Consider the following 17,804-nt stretch of genomic DNA (forward strand, 5'->3'; position numbering starts at 1 on the left):
GTTACGGTTCGTTAAATAAAAATTCATTAGAGGGAGAGATAATGACAGATTTAGATAGACACGTTAGGCAACCTGGTAGAGATAAATTAGTAAAACAAGTTAGAGCTAAGATTAATGAACTAGGTGTTGAATATATTTTTTTTCAATTTATTTCAGTAACTGGAAGAGTTGTAGGTAAAGGTATTCCTACTGATCACTGGGAAAGAACTTGCGAAAAAGGTTTTCAATTAGTTTACGGTGCTACAGCTAACTTATTTGTTGATCGTCATGGAGATTATATTGGTTATGGTCCAGAAGCAAAAGAGCTAGTTGGTATTCCTGATCCTGAAACTTTTTGCCAACTCCCTTGGGATAAAAAAGTTGCAAGAGTGTTTGTTACTTGCTTTAGAAATAGAGAAGAAAGAGAAAACCCAGGTGCACACTTAACATCAGATTGTCGTGGAAATTTAAGAATACACGCTCAAGAATTTAAAAAGAAACACGGCTACCAATTAAGAGTTGGAACAGAGCCAGAAATGATGTGGTTGACTAAAAATGAAGATGGGTCTCCAACAGGAAAAGGTTTTTCAAAACCTTATTGTTATCATATTGATCAATTCGAGTCGTTAAGACCAGTGTTTATGAAAGTTTTTGAATACGCTAGAGCAATGGGCTTTGACATGATTCAAGGTGACCATGAGGATGCACCAGGACAATTAGAATTAAACTGGATGTATGATGACGTATTAAGAAATGCAGATAGACTTTCAACTTATAGACAAATTTGTGCGCAGGTTGCTAGAGAGTTTAATTTGATAGCTTGCTTTATGACAAAACCTTTTATGGGAGTATCTGCAAGTGGTTGTCATACTAATATGTCTTTGTGGAAAGGTGGAAAAGATAAAGTTAATAAACTATCCCACAAATCAATACCAGCGATGGATGATGTTTTCACTTATGTTGAAGGTGGAACTAATTACTTTATGCCTGATACTAAAGATATTCAGTTACCAGGTAAGGTTGGATTAAAAGCAATTGGTGGAGTAATGAAACATTTAGGTGCATTAACTGCAATTGGATCATCAACTGTAAACTCTTATAGAAGATTATGGGATACAGGTTTTTGGGCTCCTGTTTATGCTGATTGGGGATTTCAAAACAGAACATGTGGATTAAGAGTTTCTGCACCAGGAAGATTTGAATATCGTTCAGTTGACTCAATGCATAATCCTTACTTGATGGGTTCAGGATTATTGAAATGTTTTGATGATGGGATAACAAATAATATTGATCCAGGAAAACCAGAATCTAGAAGTATGTACGATGCTCAGGCAGCTGGTAAAGAAGTTAAAAAATTACCTTTAAGTCTAGGTGAAGCTTTAGATCGTCTGGCAGAAGATGAAGTGATCAAAGCGGCTATGCCAGATGAAATGTATAAAGTTTTCCATTGGTATAAAAATGATGAATGGGAAAGATTTTTAGGGGCAACAACTCAGTGGGACCTAGATACTTATCTAGATTGTCTACCGTAATCTTTAATAAAATAGGGGAAATATATGTGTGGAATAGCAGGATTAATACATAGAGGAAAATCATCAAATGTAGGAAGTGAACTACAAGGAATGCTTCAAGCTTTAAAACATAGAGGAGAAGATTCTACAGGTTATGCTTTGTATGGAGATACTGATGGTAAAAATTTTATCATGCGTTTTAAAGTTGGAGAAAATGTTGGTGAAGGAAGTTCATCCATAATGGAAGATGTTTCTGTTTATGACAAAAGAAAGAAAATTGTTGATCAATATTTATCTGAACTAGGTGCTAAAATAGTAAAAGAGGAAAGAATTTTACCCTACTCTTTGAGATATGAGCTTGATTATGATGTAAAAGATCTACTAGAATTTTCACAAAAGATTGAAAGTATTCCAGGTGTTGAAATTTTATCTATGGGAAAATCCTTAGAGGTAATTAAAGATTTAGGAAATGCTCAAATGGTTCTTGATAGGTATGATTTAGGTAAAGTAGTTGGAACTCATGCAATTGGCCATGCAAGAATGGCTACAGAATCTGGTGTAGATATTAAATCAGCCCACCCTTTTTGGGGTTATCCTTTCAGTGATGTATCAGTAGTTCATAACGGTCAGTTAACTAACTATTGGAACAATAGAAGAATGCTTGAAAATAAAGGCATGAGATTTATGTCTGAGTGCGATTCAGAATTAATAGCGGTTTATATTGCTCAAAAAATGAAAGAAGGAGCAAGCCTTGAAGAGGGCATGAAAGCTTCATTAACAGGTCTTGATGGAGTGTTTACATATTTTGTTGCAACTAAAGATTCTTTAGGAATGGCAAAAGATACTATGGCTGCAAAACCTTTGGTTCTTTATGAGTCAGATGATTTAGTGGCAATGGGCTCAGAAGAAATAGCAATCAGATCAGTTCTACCACAAGAGATAGATACATATGATCCATTTGATGGAGAGGTAAAAGTATGGCAAATTTAAAGAATACAGAGAAAAAAACTAAAGCCCAGTCAATGGGTATGCACTCAGAAGTTTTAACAGGAAGAACTCAACAAAAGTTTTTTAATCCTGATGAAGGTGAAAACCTTTATTATTTTGGAACTTACGATGTAGATTTTAATAAAAGAACAGAGCTAGATGTTAAAGATATGACAGCTCCAGAAGCTAATAAAGAAATTGATAACTTAATGAGCCAAGGATTTGGCACAATTGTTATTAAAAACCCTCAAGGTAAACATAGTTTAGGGGTTGGTATTTTAAATAAATTAAATTTAATTTTTGAGGGAAGTTTAGGTTATTTTGGTATGGGTTCGTGTGATGGACCTACTGTTAGAATTAATGGTAGAGTTGGTTGGTCTTGTGCAGAAAACTTAATGGCAGGAAAAGTTGTTATAGAGAAAAATGCAGGGTCTTGCTTTGGTGCCGCTATAAGAGGTGGTGATTTAATTTGCAAAGGAAGTGTTGGTGCAAGAACTGGAATTGACATGAAGGGTGGAACTATCATTGTTGGTGGTGATGCTGGAGCGTTCACTGGTTTTATGATGCAAAGAGGAAGAATAATTATTCTTGGTGATGTTGGAATAAACTTGGGTGACTCTATGTATGATGGCACAATCTTTATTGGTGGAAAAATAGGATCATTTGGAAGTGATGCTGTGCCTGCTGATCTAACTGCTAGTGATCAAGATTGGTTAAAACGAAAATTAAAAGTTGCAGAAATTGGTGAAAAATTTGATGTTAGTAAAATGACTAAAATTGTAGCTGGTAAAAAACTTTGGAACTATGACAATCTAGAACCTCATGAAAAGAAAGGAGCTATCTAATGGCTAAAAAGAAAGTTAAAAAAAATAGTAAAAAATTAAAAAAAACTAATGGAAGTGTTGGTGGAAAAGCTGATGTTCATACACACGAAGATGGTAAAAGAAACAAAAGTCTATTAGGTCACAACGCTATTTTTACTCCTGAGGTTATAGACGATATTCACATCAAAGCTCAACTTGGAAGATACAGAATGCGTGGAATGGCATTAATGAAAAAAATTCCAACATTTGATGATTTAGTATTCCTACCAGGAACTCTTACTAGATTTGTAATTGAAGGTTATAGAGAAAAATGTGAAACAAAAACTATTATTGGTCCTAATTGTGAAAACCCAATTGAACTAGATATACCAGTATATATTACAGGTATGAGTTTTGGTGCGCTTTCTTATGAAGCTAAAACTGCTTTAGCAAGAGGAGCAACAATGGCTGGAAGTGCTACTTGTTCAGGAGAAGGTGGAATGATTCCAGATGAAAGAAGGTATTCCGAAAAATGGTATTACCAATGTATTCAATCAAGATATGGGTTTAACCCTCACCACGCTCAACTTGCTGATGCAATAGAAGTGTTTATTGGTCAAGGACAAAAAGTTGGAATGGGTGGACATTTAATGGGTCAAAAAGTTACTGATCAAGTTGCAGAAATGAGGTCTTTACCATCTGGTATTGATCAAAGATCTCCAGCAAGACACCCTGACTGGCTAGGCCCAGATGATTTAGCTTTAAAAGTTGAAGAATTAAGACAACTTACAAAAAACAAAGTACCAATTCAGTTAAAACTAGGTGCATCAAAAGTTTATGATGATGTTCGTATGGCTGCAAAATGTAATCCTGACTCAATCTTTTTAGATGGTATGGAGGGTTCAACTGGAGCTGGTCCACATATAGCTGCTGCAAACACTGGTATCCCTGGAATTGCTGCAATCAGAGAAGCAAGAAGAGCTATTGATGATGTTGGTAAAACTGGACAGGTAACTTTAATTTATGCAGGTGGTATTAGAGATGGTGCTGATATGGCAAAGGCTTTAGCCCTAGGTGCTGATGCAATAGCAATTGGAACTGGTGCTTTAATAGCCTTAAACTGTAATAAAGATATTCCAGAAGCAAACTTTGAAAAAGAAATGGGTGTTAAGGCTGGTGACTGTTATCACTGCCACACTGGTCGTTGTCCAGTTGGTGTTGCAACCCAAGATCCTAAATTAAGAGCTAGATTAAATCCTGATGATGCTGCTTTAAGAGTTTATAATTACTTGCATGCAATGACATTAGAGGCTCAACTTTTAGCAAGAGCTTGTGGTAAAACTAATATTCACTCATTAGAACCAGAGGATTTAGCTGCTCTAACAATGGAAGCTTCTGCACTAGCAAAAGTTCCTTTAACAGGAACCAACTTCACTGTTGGTGTTGATAACTATCACAAAATATAAGAGGTAAATATGGTTAAGAAAAAAACAAAAATAAAAGTAAAAAAAGAAAATCTAGGTGGAAAGTCTAAAGAAACTGCTAGAGAAAAAATGATTGGGCAACATATTGGTTATAGATATGATGTTAACTTACTCCCTGATTATAAAAAAATTACTCCATTCTTAAAAAAGTATATTGAGGCAATGGGATGGGATGATCTTAATTGGCTAGAAGATATACACATGGGTTATGAAGAAGATAGACCTGCTGTATTTTGTAGAAATGCAAATGGCTGGGTTACAATTCCAAAATCAATCAAATTGCCAAACAACCAACAAGACAGAGATATGATCGCAAGAGAGCTTTTAGTTAAGTTTCAAATGTCTAAAAAGCACCCTCTTGTTGATTTGAAAAAAGCTTACCTTAAGTTTTAGTACCTCAATCAAAGGTTGATTATTTTTCAAAACTTGTAGTTATTACTTGCTTATTTAAGCAATGTATAGTTTGTCACGTCTCTATAAATTTTATAGTCTTTCTTAAAACTAATAGGAGAGAGATTATGGATGATCAATTAGGCGCTCTTACAGTTATATTTACAGAATTTTACTACTGGGTAACAGTAGTATTAATGTTCCTGATTCACGTCGGGTTTTGTATGTATGAAGTTGGAGCCTCACGATATAAACATCACCAACATACTTTAATGAAAAATACCATGGTAATACCATTAGTAACGGTAACCTGGTTTTTCTTTGGTTGGTGGATTTATTGGGCTTTCCCAACAGGACCGGGAATAGCACCTTCAATAATGAATGAGAGTTCAGCATTAATTACTGACGAAAGTACTTTTAGTGCGAAATGGTATGTAGCAAATACTGAATTTATGGCGGTCAATTTAGGTGATCGTATAAGTGGAGTATTCTGGGCTGCATTCTTACTATTTTCATGGACAGCTGCTTCAATTGTTTCTGGGGCAATCATTGAAAGAATTACAACTTTTGCATTTGGAATTTTAGCAATTGCAATTGGTTCGTGCTTCTGGGTAATTGATGCTGCTTGGGGATGGCACTTTGATGGATGGATGCTTAAAATTTTAGGGTATCATGACGCTTACGCATCAGGAGTAATTCACGCAATTGCGGGTGGGTTTGCTTTAGGTGTTCTAATCGTTTTAGGACCTAGAATTGGAAAGTTCTCATCAAGTGGTGAGCCAAGAAATATAGGACCAAGAAACCCATGGCTAGTTACAGTTGGATTATTTTTAATCTATACTGGTTTCTGGGGATTTTATGCGGCATGTAATATACCAATATTTGATCTTGGACCTGAGTATGGAATGGAAGGCGTAACGTACTGGACAGCAACAAACATATATGTAACCCCAACCACACTGAGTGGAATAACCTATAACTTCTTGATGTCACTATCAGGTGGATTATTGGCTGGATACGTGGTCGCTAAAGGTGATCCATTCTGGACTTACTCAAGTGGACTGGCTGGTATCATCTGTGCATCTGCAGGTAATGATTTGTATCACCCGATACAAGCAATGCTTATTGGTGCAATCGGTGTAGTTATTTCATATAAAATGCATTACTGGGTTGAACGTAAGTTCAAAATTGATGATGCAGTTGGTGCAGTAGCGGTACATGGTTACGCAGGATTTGTTGGTCTTGTAATTTGTGGGTTTGTTTTAAATGGCTATCCTTCATCTGGATACAGTGTTGGAGCTATGTGGGACGGATCAACTTATGCATCAATCAATCCACTGGGACAATTCCTTGGAGCAATTATAATGTTCGGAGTTCTTGGAATGTTACCAGGCTACGTTATTGCTAGAATACTAAGCGCTTTTGGTAAATTAAGAATACCGCGTGAAGTTGAAATAGCAGGACTAGACTATGAAATAATGGAGGACGATAGAGAAGCTGAAAAAGCGGTCGCCTCTTCAACTAGGTAAAGGAGAAAAAATATGGCTACAGTTACAAACTGGATAGATCATTTAAGTGCAGAAGAGGTTGTCGGAGCCATTTATCCGGGAGCTGGATCCACTGAAACTTTGCTAGTTATTCTTGGTGTAGTTTTTTGGATTGGATGGCATGTCATCACAGCTAAATCTGAGAGTGAAAAACTTTCAAGATTAGCTAAGAAAAGACATGGTGCAAATGATCATAAAAGCAATATTACCGACTGGTAATATTAAATAAACTTTGGGCGCTACTTAATTGTGGCGCCCTTTTTTTTATAAAAATTCAATATGAATGAGAATAATCAAGAAAATCAAAGACCAAGTAAGATGAGAGGTGTTGTTTTTCCAAAAGCAAAGTACGGAGTAATAGCAGCTATTATCATCATTGTAGTAGGAAATATTTTCTACTATAAAGAATTCTTAATATCCTTAATTAAATAAACTTAAAAATCTATGTGTGGAATAGTAGGAATTTATCTTAAAACAAAAAAATACGAAAAAGATCTTGGTAAATTTTTATCTGGAATGCTTGATGGTATGGCGACTAGAGGCCCTGATAGTGCTGGATTTGCAATATACACAAAACAAAATAAAAACAAATTTAAATACTCTATTTGTTTAAATCAATTAACAGATAAAGAATTTAAAAAAAAAATATCTGAATTTTTAAAAAAAATAACACTTAAAACTTTTTCGGATCATGTAATTCTTGAAACAGAGGAAAAACCCGAAAAGGTATTAGAAATCCTAGATTCTAAATTAAAAGAAGTTTCTTTGGTGGGTTATGGTAAAAGTATTAATATCTTCAAACAAACAGGAAATCCTAAAGACGTGGTTAGAAAATTTAAATTATCTTCTTTTTCAGGAACTCATGCTATAGGACACACTAGGATGGCAACAGAAAGTGCAATTACAACTCAAGGTTCTCACCCCTACTCTACATCAGAGGATGAGTGCTTGGTTCATAATGGATCTCTTTCAAATCATAACAACATACGAAGGTCTTTAAAAAAAGAAGGTCAGAAATTTAATTCAGAAAATGATACTGAGGTTGCGGCTGGTTACATCTCTAATCAAATTTCAAAAGGAGAAAATCTAGAAGAAACCCTAAAAAATAGCCTAAAAGATTTAGATGGTTTCTACACCTTTATAGCTGGTACTAAAGATGGTTTTGCATTGTTGAGAGATGAAATAGCTTGCAAGCCAGCAGTTGTTGCAGAAACAAAAGATTATGTAGCGGTTGCTTCAGAATTTCAATGTATGGCGCACTTGCCAAATGTAAACACAGCTAAAATTTTTGAACCAAAACCTGGTATTGTTTATCACTGGTAAATTATGAATTTAGATCTAAATAAAAAAAAACTAAGAGAAATTAATCAACTACTACAAAACGTTGGTAGAGAAAAAAATAACAGAAGTTTCCAAATTTTAAATCCCCAAGGTCAACACGCTATTTGTGCAGGTTTAAAAGATGATATTGAAGTTTCAATAAAAGGACACACTGGCTATTATTGTGCTGGGATGAATAAAAATGCTTCTATTACCGTACACGGAAATGTTGGAACGGGTGTAGCTGAAAACATGATGTCTGGTAAAGTAATTATCAAAGGCAATGCTTCTCAATCTGCTGGAGCAACTGGTCATGGCGGTTCTTTAATTATTGAAGGAGACGCTAGCTCAAGATGTGGCATATCAATGAAGGGGATTAACATTATAGTAAAGGGGTCTGTTGGTCATATGTCAGCATTTATGGCACAAAAAGGTAATTTAATTATTTTGGGAGACGCTGATGCTGATTTAGGAGACTCAATTTATGAGGCAAAAATATTTGTTAAAGGTAAGGTTAAAAGTTTAGGTTCTGATTGTATAGAAAAACAAATGGATGATAAAAATATAAAAGAATTAAATAAAATTTTTAAAGATTTGAATATATCTGAAGATGCAAAAAAATTTAAAAGATATGGATCTGCAAGAAATTTATATAATTTTAAAATTGATAATGTGAGCTCATATTAGTTATGAAAAAAGATTTAAAAGAATTTAAAACGTTTCCATCTTCAACAATTAAAGAAATTCAAAGAGCTGCTAAGGAAGGAATTTACCAAATTAGAGGATTGGGTGCTAAAAGAAAAGTTCCAGACTTTGATGACTTGGTATTTTTAGGAGCTTCCATGTCTAGATATCCATTAGAAGGTTATAGAGAGAAATGTAATACCTCTGTAATACTTGGAGACCGTTTTGCAAAAAATCCTATTAAATTAGATATACCAATTACTATTGCTGGAATGAGTTTTGGAGCTTTAGGTGCCAATGCAAAGGAAGCTTTAGGCAGAGGTGCTTCTGCTATGGGAACTTCGACAACCACTGGAGATGGAGGCATGACAAAAGAAGAAAGAGGATCTTCTAAATATCTAGTATATCAATTATTACCTTCTCGATACGGTATGAATCCGGATGATTTAAGAAAAGCAGATGCTATAGAAATAGTTGTGGGACAAGGTGCAAAACCTGGAGGGGGTGGAATGCTTCTTGGACAAAAAATTAATAAAAGAGTTGCTGGTATGAGAACTTTACCTGAGGGCATAGATCAAAGAAGTGCTTGTCGACATCCAGATTGGACAGGACCTGACGATTTAGAAATAAAAATTCAAGAATTGAGAGAAATTACAAATTGGGAAAAACCAATTTATATAAAAGTTGGAGCAGCAAGACCATACTATGATACGACTTTAGCAGTAAAAGCTGGCGCTGATGTTGTTGTGTTAGATGGAATGCAAGGTGGAACAGCTGCAACACAAGATGTTTTTATAGAACATGTGGGTATACCAACTCTTGGTGCCTTAAGAGAATCTGTAGATGCTTTAAAAGAATTGAACATGCATAGAAAAGTTCAATTAATTGTTTCTGGTGGAATTAGAACTGGTGCTGATGTTGCAAAAGCAATTGCAATGGGAGCAGATGCTGTATCAATAGGATCTGCTGCTATGATGGCTTTAAATTGTAATGCAGATCTTTATAGAAAAGATTACGAAAAACTTGGAACAGAGCCAGGTTACTGTCATCACTGTCATACAGGAAAATGTCCTGTAGGTGTTGCTACACAAGATCCTATACTAGAAAAAAGACTCAATCCTATAGAGGGGGGTAAAAGATTAAAAAATTATTTATCCACATTAACCCTAGAGTTGCAAACATTAGCAAGAGCAAATGGAAAATCAGATGTAAGAAATTTAGAACCTGAAGATTTAGCAGCTTTAACAGTAGAAGCTGCAGCAATGGCAAGAGTTCCGCTGGCTGGAACAGATTGGATACCAGGACTAAAAAATAAAAAATAGTATTGTGAAGACTAATTAACAGTTGTAAATTAAGAAATAAAATATGCCTATTAATTTATCTAAAATTGCTAAAGCTAAAAAAATAAAATATTTTTTGATTAGTTTTGTAGATTTTTTTGGTGTCTTGAGATCAAAATTAGTACCAGCACAAGCGATTGCAGACATGCAAAAGAATGGGGCGGGTTTTGCGGGTTTTGCAACTTGGCTAGATATGTCTCCTGCAGATGGGGATATGTTTGCTCTACCAGATCCTAAAAGTTTAATTCAATTGCCTTGGAACAAAGAAATTGGCTGGTTAGCTTCTGATTTATATATGTATGGTAAGCCTGTTAAGGCTTCACCTAGAGTAATGCTCAAAGAGCAAATTAATAAATTACATAAAAAAGATTTGGTCATGAAGTCAGGTGTAGAGTGTGAATATTTTTTGATATCAGAAGATGGGAGTAAAATTGCTGATGCAAGAGACACTCAATCAAAACCTTGTTACGATCAGTCTGCTTTAATGAGGAGATATGATTTAATCAAAGAAATATGTGATAGCATGATTACTATGGGTTGGAACCCATACCAAAATGATCATGAAGATGCTAATGGCCAGTTTGAAATGAATTGGGATTATACAGATTGTTTAACTACTGCTGATAGACATGTATTCTTTAAATATATGGTGAAATCATTAGCTGAAAAACATGGTCTTAGAGCAACATTTATGCCAAAACCTTTTAGCAATCTAACTGGTAATGGCTGTCATGCTCACATTTCTTTATGGAATGGAAAAATTAATAAATTTCTAGATAATGGAGACAAATTAGGTTTGAGCAAATTAGCATATAATTTTCTAGGTGGAATTATGAAACTTACTCAGCCTTTAACTGCTTTTTTTAATCCGACAATTAATAGCTATAGAAGAATAAATGCACCACCAACAAAATCAGGAGCTACATGGTCACCTAGTAGTATTTCTTATACAGGAAATAATAGAACTCATATGATAAGAATTCCTGATAAAGGTAGATTTGAATTAAGGTTAATGGATGGAGCAGTAAATCCTTATTTACTTCAAGCTGGAGTAATAGCTGCTGGTTTACATGGAATAAATAATAAAATAAATCCTGGTGAACCTTTATCTTGTAATATGTACACTGATCATAAAAATTACCCTCACCTAAAAAAATTACCTGACATAATTGAAGATGCATTAGATCAACTAGAAAATAGTAAAGAAATTAAGGAAGCATTTGGCGGTGATACTATTAAAAGCTATCTAAAGTTAAAAAGGTCTGAAATTAATGATTTTAATCAAGAAGAAAAATTTGATAAAAAAAGTTCGGTAACTCACTGGGAAAAAAATAGCACTCTTGATTGTTAATAAATGAAATCAATCATGCAGAAAAACCTTTGGTCTATTACATCATTTTTAGAGAATAAAAATTATAAATTTAATAAAGAAAATATATTTACGCAACTTCCAGAAAAATTTATAGATGAAGCAATTAAGGCTATATCTAGTTGGGATAATTATGCCCCCACTCCATTGGTTAAATTAAATAAACTAAATGATGAATTAAAATTTAAAAATATTTACTACAAAGATGAGGATAAACGGTTTGATCTAAAATCTTTTAAAGCTTTAGGTGGAGCTTTTGCTGTTTATAAGATTGCCAGTGAAAAAAAGAATATAACTGTATCAACAGCAACAGCTGGAAATCATGGTCGATCTGTAGCCTGGGGAGCTCAAAGACTTGGATTAAAATGTAAAATATTTATAAGTGAATTTGTTAGTGAATCTAGAGCTGAAGCAATGCGTAAATTGGATGCTGAAGTGATTAGAGTTAAAGGTAATTATGATAATTCATTAAAAGAATGCATAAAACAATCTAAAGAAAATAATTGGGAAATTGTACAAGATGTGTCTTGGGAAGGTTACAAGGAAGTACCAAAATTAATTATGGCTGGATACACTATAATGATTAAAGAAATTTTAGATGAAGTAAAATCTAATTCAATATCACACGTATTTCTTCAAGCTGGAGTTGGTGGGATGGCTGCAGCAATGATTGCTGGCTTTGCAAAATTATCACAAAATATTCCGAAATTTATTATTGTTGAACCAGAAAATGCAGACTGTGTATTTCAAAGTATTAAGAATAATAAACCCACAAGTGTTGATATTAAAAAGGAAACAGTAATGGGTGGAATGTCTTGTGGTGATGTATCAAGTATTGCCTGGGAAATTTTAAAAAATTCTTCAAATTATTGTTTAACTATATCTGATGAAGCAATCTCAACTACTGTAGCATTGCTAGCAGAAAAGCGTTTATCCGATGAAAAAATAATAGCTGGTGAATGTGCGGTCCCAGGTATAATCGCGTTAATAAGCTCATTTAACAATAAAGAATACTTAGATAAGCTAGAGTTAAATGAACAATCAAATGTACTTTTATTTGGTTGTGAAGGTTTAACTGATAGTGCAATGTATCAAAAACTACTAAGTGATGGATTGCAAAAAATCTGAGTAAATATGACAAAAAAAGCCATTGTTTGGATTAGAGAAGATTTTAGAATTGAATATAACGAAGCCTTAGCGACAGCAACTCAAAATCATGAGTATGTAAGTGCTATTTATATATATAACCCAAAAAACTTTGATAAAAAAAGAGAGGCCCAAAAATGGTGGCTGTCTAAATCATTAGAAAATTTAAGTATAGATCTAAAGAAATTAAATATCACATTGGAAGTTCAGTTAGGTGATGAACTAGAGGTATTATCAATTTTAAAAAAGAAAGATGATGTTACTGTTTATTGGAGTAAGGTTTATGAGCCAGATGTAATTAATAAAGGTAAAAAAATAAGAGATCTATTTATTAAGAATGAAATTCAATATAAATATTTTAAAGGAAACATTCTTGTAGAATTTCAAGAAATGACTAAAGACGATGGCACTCCCTATAAAGTATTCACTCCATTTTGGAAAAAAACTGAACAGCACTATATTTCAAAAGCTCCTTCAAAATTAATACGAGTTAAATCAAAAATTAAAAAGATAAACATATTCAAAAATTCAATTTCTATAAAAAAAATTTTGCCTAAAAAAAATTGGCATAAAAAATTTGAGAAATACTGGGACCCATCTGAAAAAGAAGCTAAAAAATATTTACAAGAATTAATAAATAATAAAATTGAGAACTATGGTGATGCACGAGATATTCCAGGTGTTAATGGAACCTCCAAGTTATCTCCTTTCTTAAAATTTGGTCAAATACATGTAGAAACAATTTGGAAGAAATGCCAAGACATTAAAGTTAAAAAAATTGGATATAGAAAGTATATTAATGAATTAGGATGGAGAGAATTTTCTCATAGTTTAATTAATTACTTTCCACAAATGTTAAAAGGTAATCTTAGAAAAGATTTTGACAATTTTCCTTGGGTTAAAAATGATAAATTTCTTAAAGCTTGGAAAGCAGGCATGACAGGATACCCTATTGTAGATGCTGGAATGAGAGAACTATACGAAACAGGATGGATGCACAATAGAGTTCGAATGATTGTTGCTTCTTTTCTTGTTAAGCATTTAAGAATTCATTGGATGGAGGGTGAAAAACATTTTAAAAATTGTTTAGTTGATTATAATGAAGCTAGTAACGTTGCTCAATGGCAATGGGTTGCAGGATGTGGTGCAGATGCAGCTCCCTACTTTAGAATCTTCAATCCTATTCTCCAGGGTGAAAAATTTGACAAAGATGGGATTTATACAAAAAAGTGGGTTCCTGAACTTAAAAACATGCCTAATAAATTTTTATACAAGCCATGGGAACTTGAAACCAAATACCAAGAACAGATTAAAGTAATTGTTGGTATCAACTATCCAAAACCAATTATAGATCACGTTGAAGCAAGAAATGCTGCTCTAGATGCTTTTAAAACAATTAAAAAAAACTAATCTCCTAAATAATGAAGAATAATCAATCTTTTTTGCTTCTCAATTCTGTGCTCAAAAAGATATAAACCCTGCCAGGTACCAAGTAATAACTCATTGTTTTTAACGCTTAAAGAGATTTGATTATTAGTTAACGCAGATTTTATATGTGCAGGCATGTCATCTTTTCCCTCAGCTGTATGGATGTAAAGGGAATTGTCCATAGGTACGAGCTTATTAAAAAAATTTACTAAATCACTTTGAACATCTGGATCAGCATTCTCTTGAATTATTAAAGAAGCACTGGTGTGTTGAATGCTTATATTGATAATTCCATTATTAAATTCATTATCCTTGATCCATTTGTTAGTTTGACTTGTAAATTCATAGAGACTCTGGCCATTAGTACTCAATTCTAAGTTAAAAAACTCTTGTCTCATAACTTTGTATACTTAATAGATGTTAATTCATACAACCTACTAATAGTTCTTTTAAATATTTTTTTTAAATCTTCAGAAGAGCTTAATAAATCTAATTGTAATTGAGAAGTTATCATAAGTGGTATATTTTTTTCATAAAGAATATCAATTAAAGTAATAAATCTTTGTTGTTGATTAGAATTATCACTATTAAAAATTGGAATATTTTCTATAACAATAAAATTGCATACTTCAGTTATTTTAATGTAATCTTCAGCTCCAATATTTTTAGAACATAACTCTTTAAAATCAAAACGTGCTATTCCATTAAAGTAATTCTTAATAGTAAGCTTTCTACCTTTAATACTTAAGATCATTTCTTGATTAGTAAGATTTTTTGTTATTTTTCTAAAAAATTTATTAAGTTTAAAATTAGTTGATTCATTTAATGGATAAAAATATCTTTCATTTCTGTTTTTTACAGACTTTCTATAATCATCTTGGATAATTAATTGTGTCTCATAAGACCTTTCCTTCATTATTTTAATAAAGGGAAGAAATTGATCTCTTTGTAATCCATCTTTGTAAAGATCATTTATTTTAGTATTTGATGAAAATAAAACTTTAATATTCTCATCAAATATTTTTTTGAATAAGCTACCTAAAATCATAGCATCTACAATATTTGTAACCTGAAACTCATCTAAATAAATTAATTTAGATTTATTTTTTAGTTTTTGAACAAATTTATCTATAATATTTTCTTGTTTATTTTCTTTGTTTTTAAATACAAAGTCATGAAAACTAATCATAAACTCGTTAAAGTGAAATCTTTGTTTAGTTTTATCAAATTTATTATAAAAAAAATTTAGTATCATGGTTTTACCCACACCCACATCTCCTTGTAAATAAAACCCTGTTTTATAATTTTGTTTAGTAAATATTTTTTTTAAAAATGATTTATTAAAGTTTTGATTATAAAATAAATTCAGATCTTCAATTGAGCCTAATTGATTGGAATTAATTTCTAAATTGTTAATTTTACAATAACTAAGAAATAATTTATTTAAATTCATTTGTTGTTTTAAAATCTATACCATATTCTGATCTAGGGCCTTTTCTTAATCCAAATGGACCAGATAAAAATAATGTAAGCGGTCTTGTTCCTGGTTTAAGATCAACTCTGTGTAAATTATTTGCTGATCTAAAACCAATATATCCTGGCGGTCTCCAAAATCTTCCATTTTTTAACGTTTCCCAATACCCCCCTCTTAATATAACAGTTATGTAAGGAAATGTGTGATTATGAACCCCTTCCCCATGATCGTCTGCTAACATTTCATGTAATAAAATATTAAATGGAAACCATTTAGGCCTATGTCTTAATAAAACATAATATCTATTCATCCAGGGTTTAGCTTCATTAAATTTGGGGTGGGAAGGTCCACGATCTAAAACAACTTTTTTTCTTCCTAATTTATCGAGTAACTTAAGAAACATTACTAATTAAATTTAATAATAGAACCGTTGCTTATTAAAAAAAGATTATTTTCATTTATAAATGGCTGCAAAATTTTACTTCCTGAAACTTTTACTACATTCAAGATGTTACCTTCATTACTATTTACAATAATTAATTTTCCATCACTATTAGTTAAATATATTTTATTCAAAGCTACGATAAAACCAGTAGGTTTTATTTGGTTTCTTTTTTTATCTTTATAGTTTTTATATAAATCGTTAATTCTTATTATATTCCCTGATTTTTTGTCAATAATATATAAATATCCTTTTTCAGATATGGTTATTATAAGTTTGCCAATAACAACAGGTTTAAGATCTGAGCTGATCTCAGTTTTCCAATTAATTAATCCTGTAGCACTATCAATAGAATAAAATTCATTTTTATTATTAGAGAAAAATATTGTGTTTTCATTGATAACTAATTCTGAATTAGATAATTGAAATGCATTTTGACTAATATTATTATTTTGTGTGGGTAGTTGCCACACCAGTTGACCAGATTTTATATCTACCGCTGTGATGTCTCCAATTGAATTATTAAAATAAATATTTTTATCATCGAGCGCAATTGATATTTGGGTATTTGATTTTGTTAAAGACTCTTCAGTTTTTAAATTCCATATTTCTGATCCATCTTTTATTGATATTGATCTTAGAATATTTTTATAATCGACCACATAAAAAACATCATTTTTTATTTTAATGTTAGAGTTAAAAGGAACTATGTTTGTTTTTGTCCATAATAGCTCTCCTGTATCAATATTAATTGCATAATATTTTGCCACATCATCTGTTACAATTAATATATTGTTTTTTAATGCAAAATTTAGTCTTGGCCTAATTTTTTTTTCACTTTTATTATAAAAATTATTTTTCCATAAAGTTTTTTGGTTTTCATCGTAAAGAGTTATTTCACCTTTGTTGTCATAAAAAACTAAATTATTATTATAAAATAAAGGGCTGGGACTTATAAAATCAAAATCATTAAATTTAGAAAAGTTATATTTTCCAATTTTTTCTAAGACCCCTTCATAAGTTAGTTCGCCAGTATCATTTTGATCATTCAAGCTGTTTTGATTTAGCTTGCCATTTGATATTTTAACATAAAGATTTGAATTAAATTCTTCTTCAGGTCTTATTTGTTTGGTTAAAATAGTTTTGTTATTTTCAATTTGCTGTTGATTTTTGTCATCTTTATTCCAAAAACCTGCTTTTTTACTAGTTGAGCAATTGTTTAAAATTAAGAGGATTAGGACTGATAATAGTACTTTATTCACCAAGGTCTCTGTTTAGTCTCTTTTGTGACTCAGTTTTAATTGTGCTGTTAGCATTAGGTAAAATTATAATTTGGTTAAAAAATTCTTTAGCTTTTTGTTTTTCATCTTTTGAATAAAAAAATTCTGCAAGTAAGTATAATGCATGGGACTTCCAGATACTTTCAGAATTAATTACTGGATTAAGTATTTTCAATAATTCATTTTCACTAACAAAGTCTGAATTAAATAATGCTTTTTTATATATAATCAAATTCTTAATTTCATTATCAAGTTTTGTATTTTCAATTAACTCATTAAATAATATATTTATCTCATCATTGTTCTCTAATAAATTATTGTCTAGTAGATGGTATAAAGCTAATGGAGAATAAGTTGCATCATTACTTTTTACAACATTAACCATTTCATCAATTGTTTTTTGTTTATTTTCAGGATTAAGATCTATTAGTGCTAAGTTGTATTGATTAGCTAATTTAATTTTATTTTTTTCTTTAGAATTTTCAAATGATAGATAGCCAATTATAATTATTAATATTATTGAAATAATTATTATAAGTTTTTTTTTATTATCTATAAAAAAATTCTTTATTCTCTCATTTCTTGCGTTTGTATCTATGATTGTAATTTCTTCGTCCATT

Annotated in this window: 19 protein-coding genes; 14 read left to right on the top strand and 5 right to left on the bottom strand. The window is 31.8% G+C overall.

The window, feature by feature from the left end:
• The first annotated feature begins 41 nt into the window (after positions 1-41).
• From AC5SL0_RS04585 to AC5SL0_RS04650, 14 genes are all read left to right on the top strand, one after another.
• On the top strand, positions 42-1,511 hold the full coding sequence (locus tag AC5SL0_RS04585; RefSeq protein ID WP_494617952.1) for a glutamine synthetase family protein: 1,470 nt from the start codon (positions 42-44) through the stop codon (positions 1,509-1,511).
• A 24-nt stretch (positions 1,512-1,535) separates the two neighbouring features.
• On the top strand, positions 1,536-2,480 hold the full coding sequence (locus AC5SL0_RS04590) for a class II glutamine amidotransferase (RefSeq protein ID WP_011282295.1): 945 nt from the start codon (positions 1,536-1,538) through the stop codon (positions 2,478-2,480).
• Entirely contained in the window at positions 2,468-3,322 is an 855-nt protein-coding gene (locus AC5SL0_RS04595) for a GltB/FmdC/FwdC-like GXGXG domain-containing protein (RefSeq protein WP_011282296.1), read from the top strand. The genes AC5SL0_RS04590 and AC5SL0_RS04595 overlap by 13 nt, the downstream gene beginning before the upstream one ends.
• A complete protein-coding gene (locus AC5SL0_RS04600) occupies positions 3,322-4,746 on the top strand; it encodes an FMN-binding glutamate synthase family protein (RefSeq protein WP_271616929.1) in 1,425 nt (474 codons plus the stop codon). Before AC5SL0_RS04595 ends, AC5SL0_RS04600 begins: the two co-directional genes overlap by 1 nt.
• Before the next feature lie 9 nt (positions 4,747-4,755).
• Complete coding sequence (locus AC5SL0_RS04605; RefSeq protein ID WP_006997978.1) at positions 4,756-5,157, top strand: hypothetical protein; 402 nt, start codon at positions 4,756-4,758, stop codon at positions 5,155-5,157.
• Between the two features lie 125 nt (positions 5,158-5,282).
• Entirely contained in the window at positions 5,283-6,683 is a 1,401-nt protein-coding gene (locus AC5SL0_RS04610) for an ammonium transporter (RefSeq protein ID WP_494617954.1), read from the top strand.
• A gap of 12 nt (positions 6,684-6,695) precedes the next feature.
• A complete protein-coding gene (locus tag AC5SL0_RS04615) occupies positions 6,696-6,920 on the top strand; it encodes a hypothetical protein (RefSeq protein WP_006997976.1) in 225 nt (74 codons plus the stop codon).
• Positions 6,921-6,980: 60 nt separating this feature from the next.
• A complete protein-coding gene (locus AC5SL0_RS04620) occupies positions 6,981-7,133 on the top strand; it encodes a hypothetical protein (protein ID WP_271499107.1) in 153 nt (50 codons plus the stop codon).
• Positions 7,134-7,145: 12 nt separating this feature from the next.
• Positions 7,146-8,024 carry a class II glutamine amidotransferase gene (locus AC5SL0_RS04625; RefSeq protein ID WP_494617956.1) on the top strand — a complete coding sequence of 293 codons (879 nt, stop codon included), beginning with the start codon at positions 7,146-7,148 and terminating at the stop codon, positions 8,022-8,024.
• A 3-nt stretch (positions 8,025-8,027) separates the two neighbouring features.
• Positions 8,028-8,708, top strand: a complete 681-nt coding sequence (locus tag AC5SL0_RS04630) for a GltB/FmdC/FwdC-like GXGXG domain-containing protein (protein WP_011282299.1) — start codon at positions 8,028-8,030, stop codon at positions 8,706-8,708.
• 2 nt (positions 8,709-8,710) lie between these two features.
• Positions 8,711-10,027 carry an FMN-binding glutamate synthase family protein gene (locus AC5SL0_RS04635; RefSeq protein ID WP_006997972.1) on the top strand — a complete coding sequence of 439 codons (1,317 nt, stop codon included), beginning with the start codon at positions 8,711-8,713 and terminating at the stop codon, positions 10,025-10,027.
• Positions 10,028-10,070: 43 nt separating this feature from the next.
• Positions 10,071-11,396 carry a type III glutamate--ammonia ligase gene (gene glnT, locus AC5SL0_RS04640; RefSeq protein ID WP_494617958.1) on the top strand — a complete coding sequence of 442 codons (1,326 nt, stop codon included), beginning with the start codon at positions 10,071-10,073 and terminating at the stop codon, positions 11,394-11,396.
• Positions 11,397-11,399: 3 nt separating this feature from the next.
• Positions 11,400-12,542 (top strand): diaminopropionate ammonia-lyase, encoded by a 1,143-nt coding sequence (locus tag AC5SL0_RS04645; RefSeq protein ID WP_494617960.1) that lies wholly within the window; start codon positions 11,400-11,402, stop codon positions 12,540-12,542.
• A 6-nt stretch (positions 12,543-12,548) separates the two neighbouring features.
• Positions 12,549-13,970: a cryptochrome/photolyase family protein gene (locus tag AC5SL0_RS04650; protein ID WP_494617962.1), complete on the top strand. Its 1,422-nt coding sequence runs from the start codon at positions 12,549-12,551 to the stop codon at positions 13,968-13,970.
• Here the strand turns inward: AC5SL0_RS04650 and AC5SL0_RS04655 are convergent.
• From AC5SL0_RS04655 to AC5SL0_RS04675, 5 genes are read right to left on the bottom strand one after another with little or no spacing between them, the layout of a single operon-like run.
• A complete protein-coding gene (locus AC5SL0_RS04655; protein WP_027307090.1) occupies positions 13,967-14,386 on the bottom strand; it encodes a secondary thiamine-phosphate synthase enzyme YjbQ in 420 nt (139 codons plus the stop codon). The genes AC5SL0_RS04650 and AC5SL0_RS04655 overlap by 4 nt on opposite strands.
• Entirely contained in the window at positions 14,383-15,441 is a 1,059-nt protein-coding gene (gene zapE, locus AC5SL0_RS04660) for a cell division protein ZapE (protein ID WP_494617965.1), read from the bottom strand. The genes AC5SL0_RS04655 and zapE overlap by 4 nt, the downstream gene beginning before the upstream one ends.
• On the bottom strand, positions 15,428-15,865 hold the full coding sequence (locus AC5SL0_RS04665) for a hypothetical protein (RefSeq protein ID WP_011282304.1): 438 nt from the start codon (positions 15,863-15,865) through the stop codon (positions 15,428-15,430). The genes zapE and AC5SL0_RS04665 overlap by 14 nt, the downstream gene beginning before the upstream one ends.
• Before the next feature lie 2 nt (positions 15,866-15,867).
• The gene (locus tag AC5SL0_RS04670) at positions 15,868-17,166 is read right to left on the bottom strand and encodes a PQQ-binding-like beta-propeller repeat protein (RefSeq protein WP_494598620.1); all 1,299 of its coding nucleotides are present in this window, start codon (positions 17,164-17,166) and stop codon (positions 15,868-15,870) included.
• Positions 17,159-17,803 carry a hypothetical protein gene (locus AC5SL0_RS04675; RefSeq protein ID WP_494617967.1) on the bottom strand — a complete coding sequence of 215 codons (645 nt, stop codon included), beginning with the start codon at positions 17,801-17,803 and terminating at the stop codon, positions 17,159-17,161. Before AC5SL0_RS04675 ends, AC5SL0_RS04670 begins: the two co-directional genes overlap by 8 nt.
• Position 17,804: the final 1 nt, after the last annotated feature.

The sequence above is a fragment of the Candidatus Pelagibacter sp. PS_16 genome (assembly GCF_059417965.1).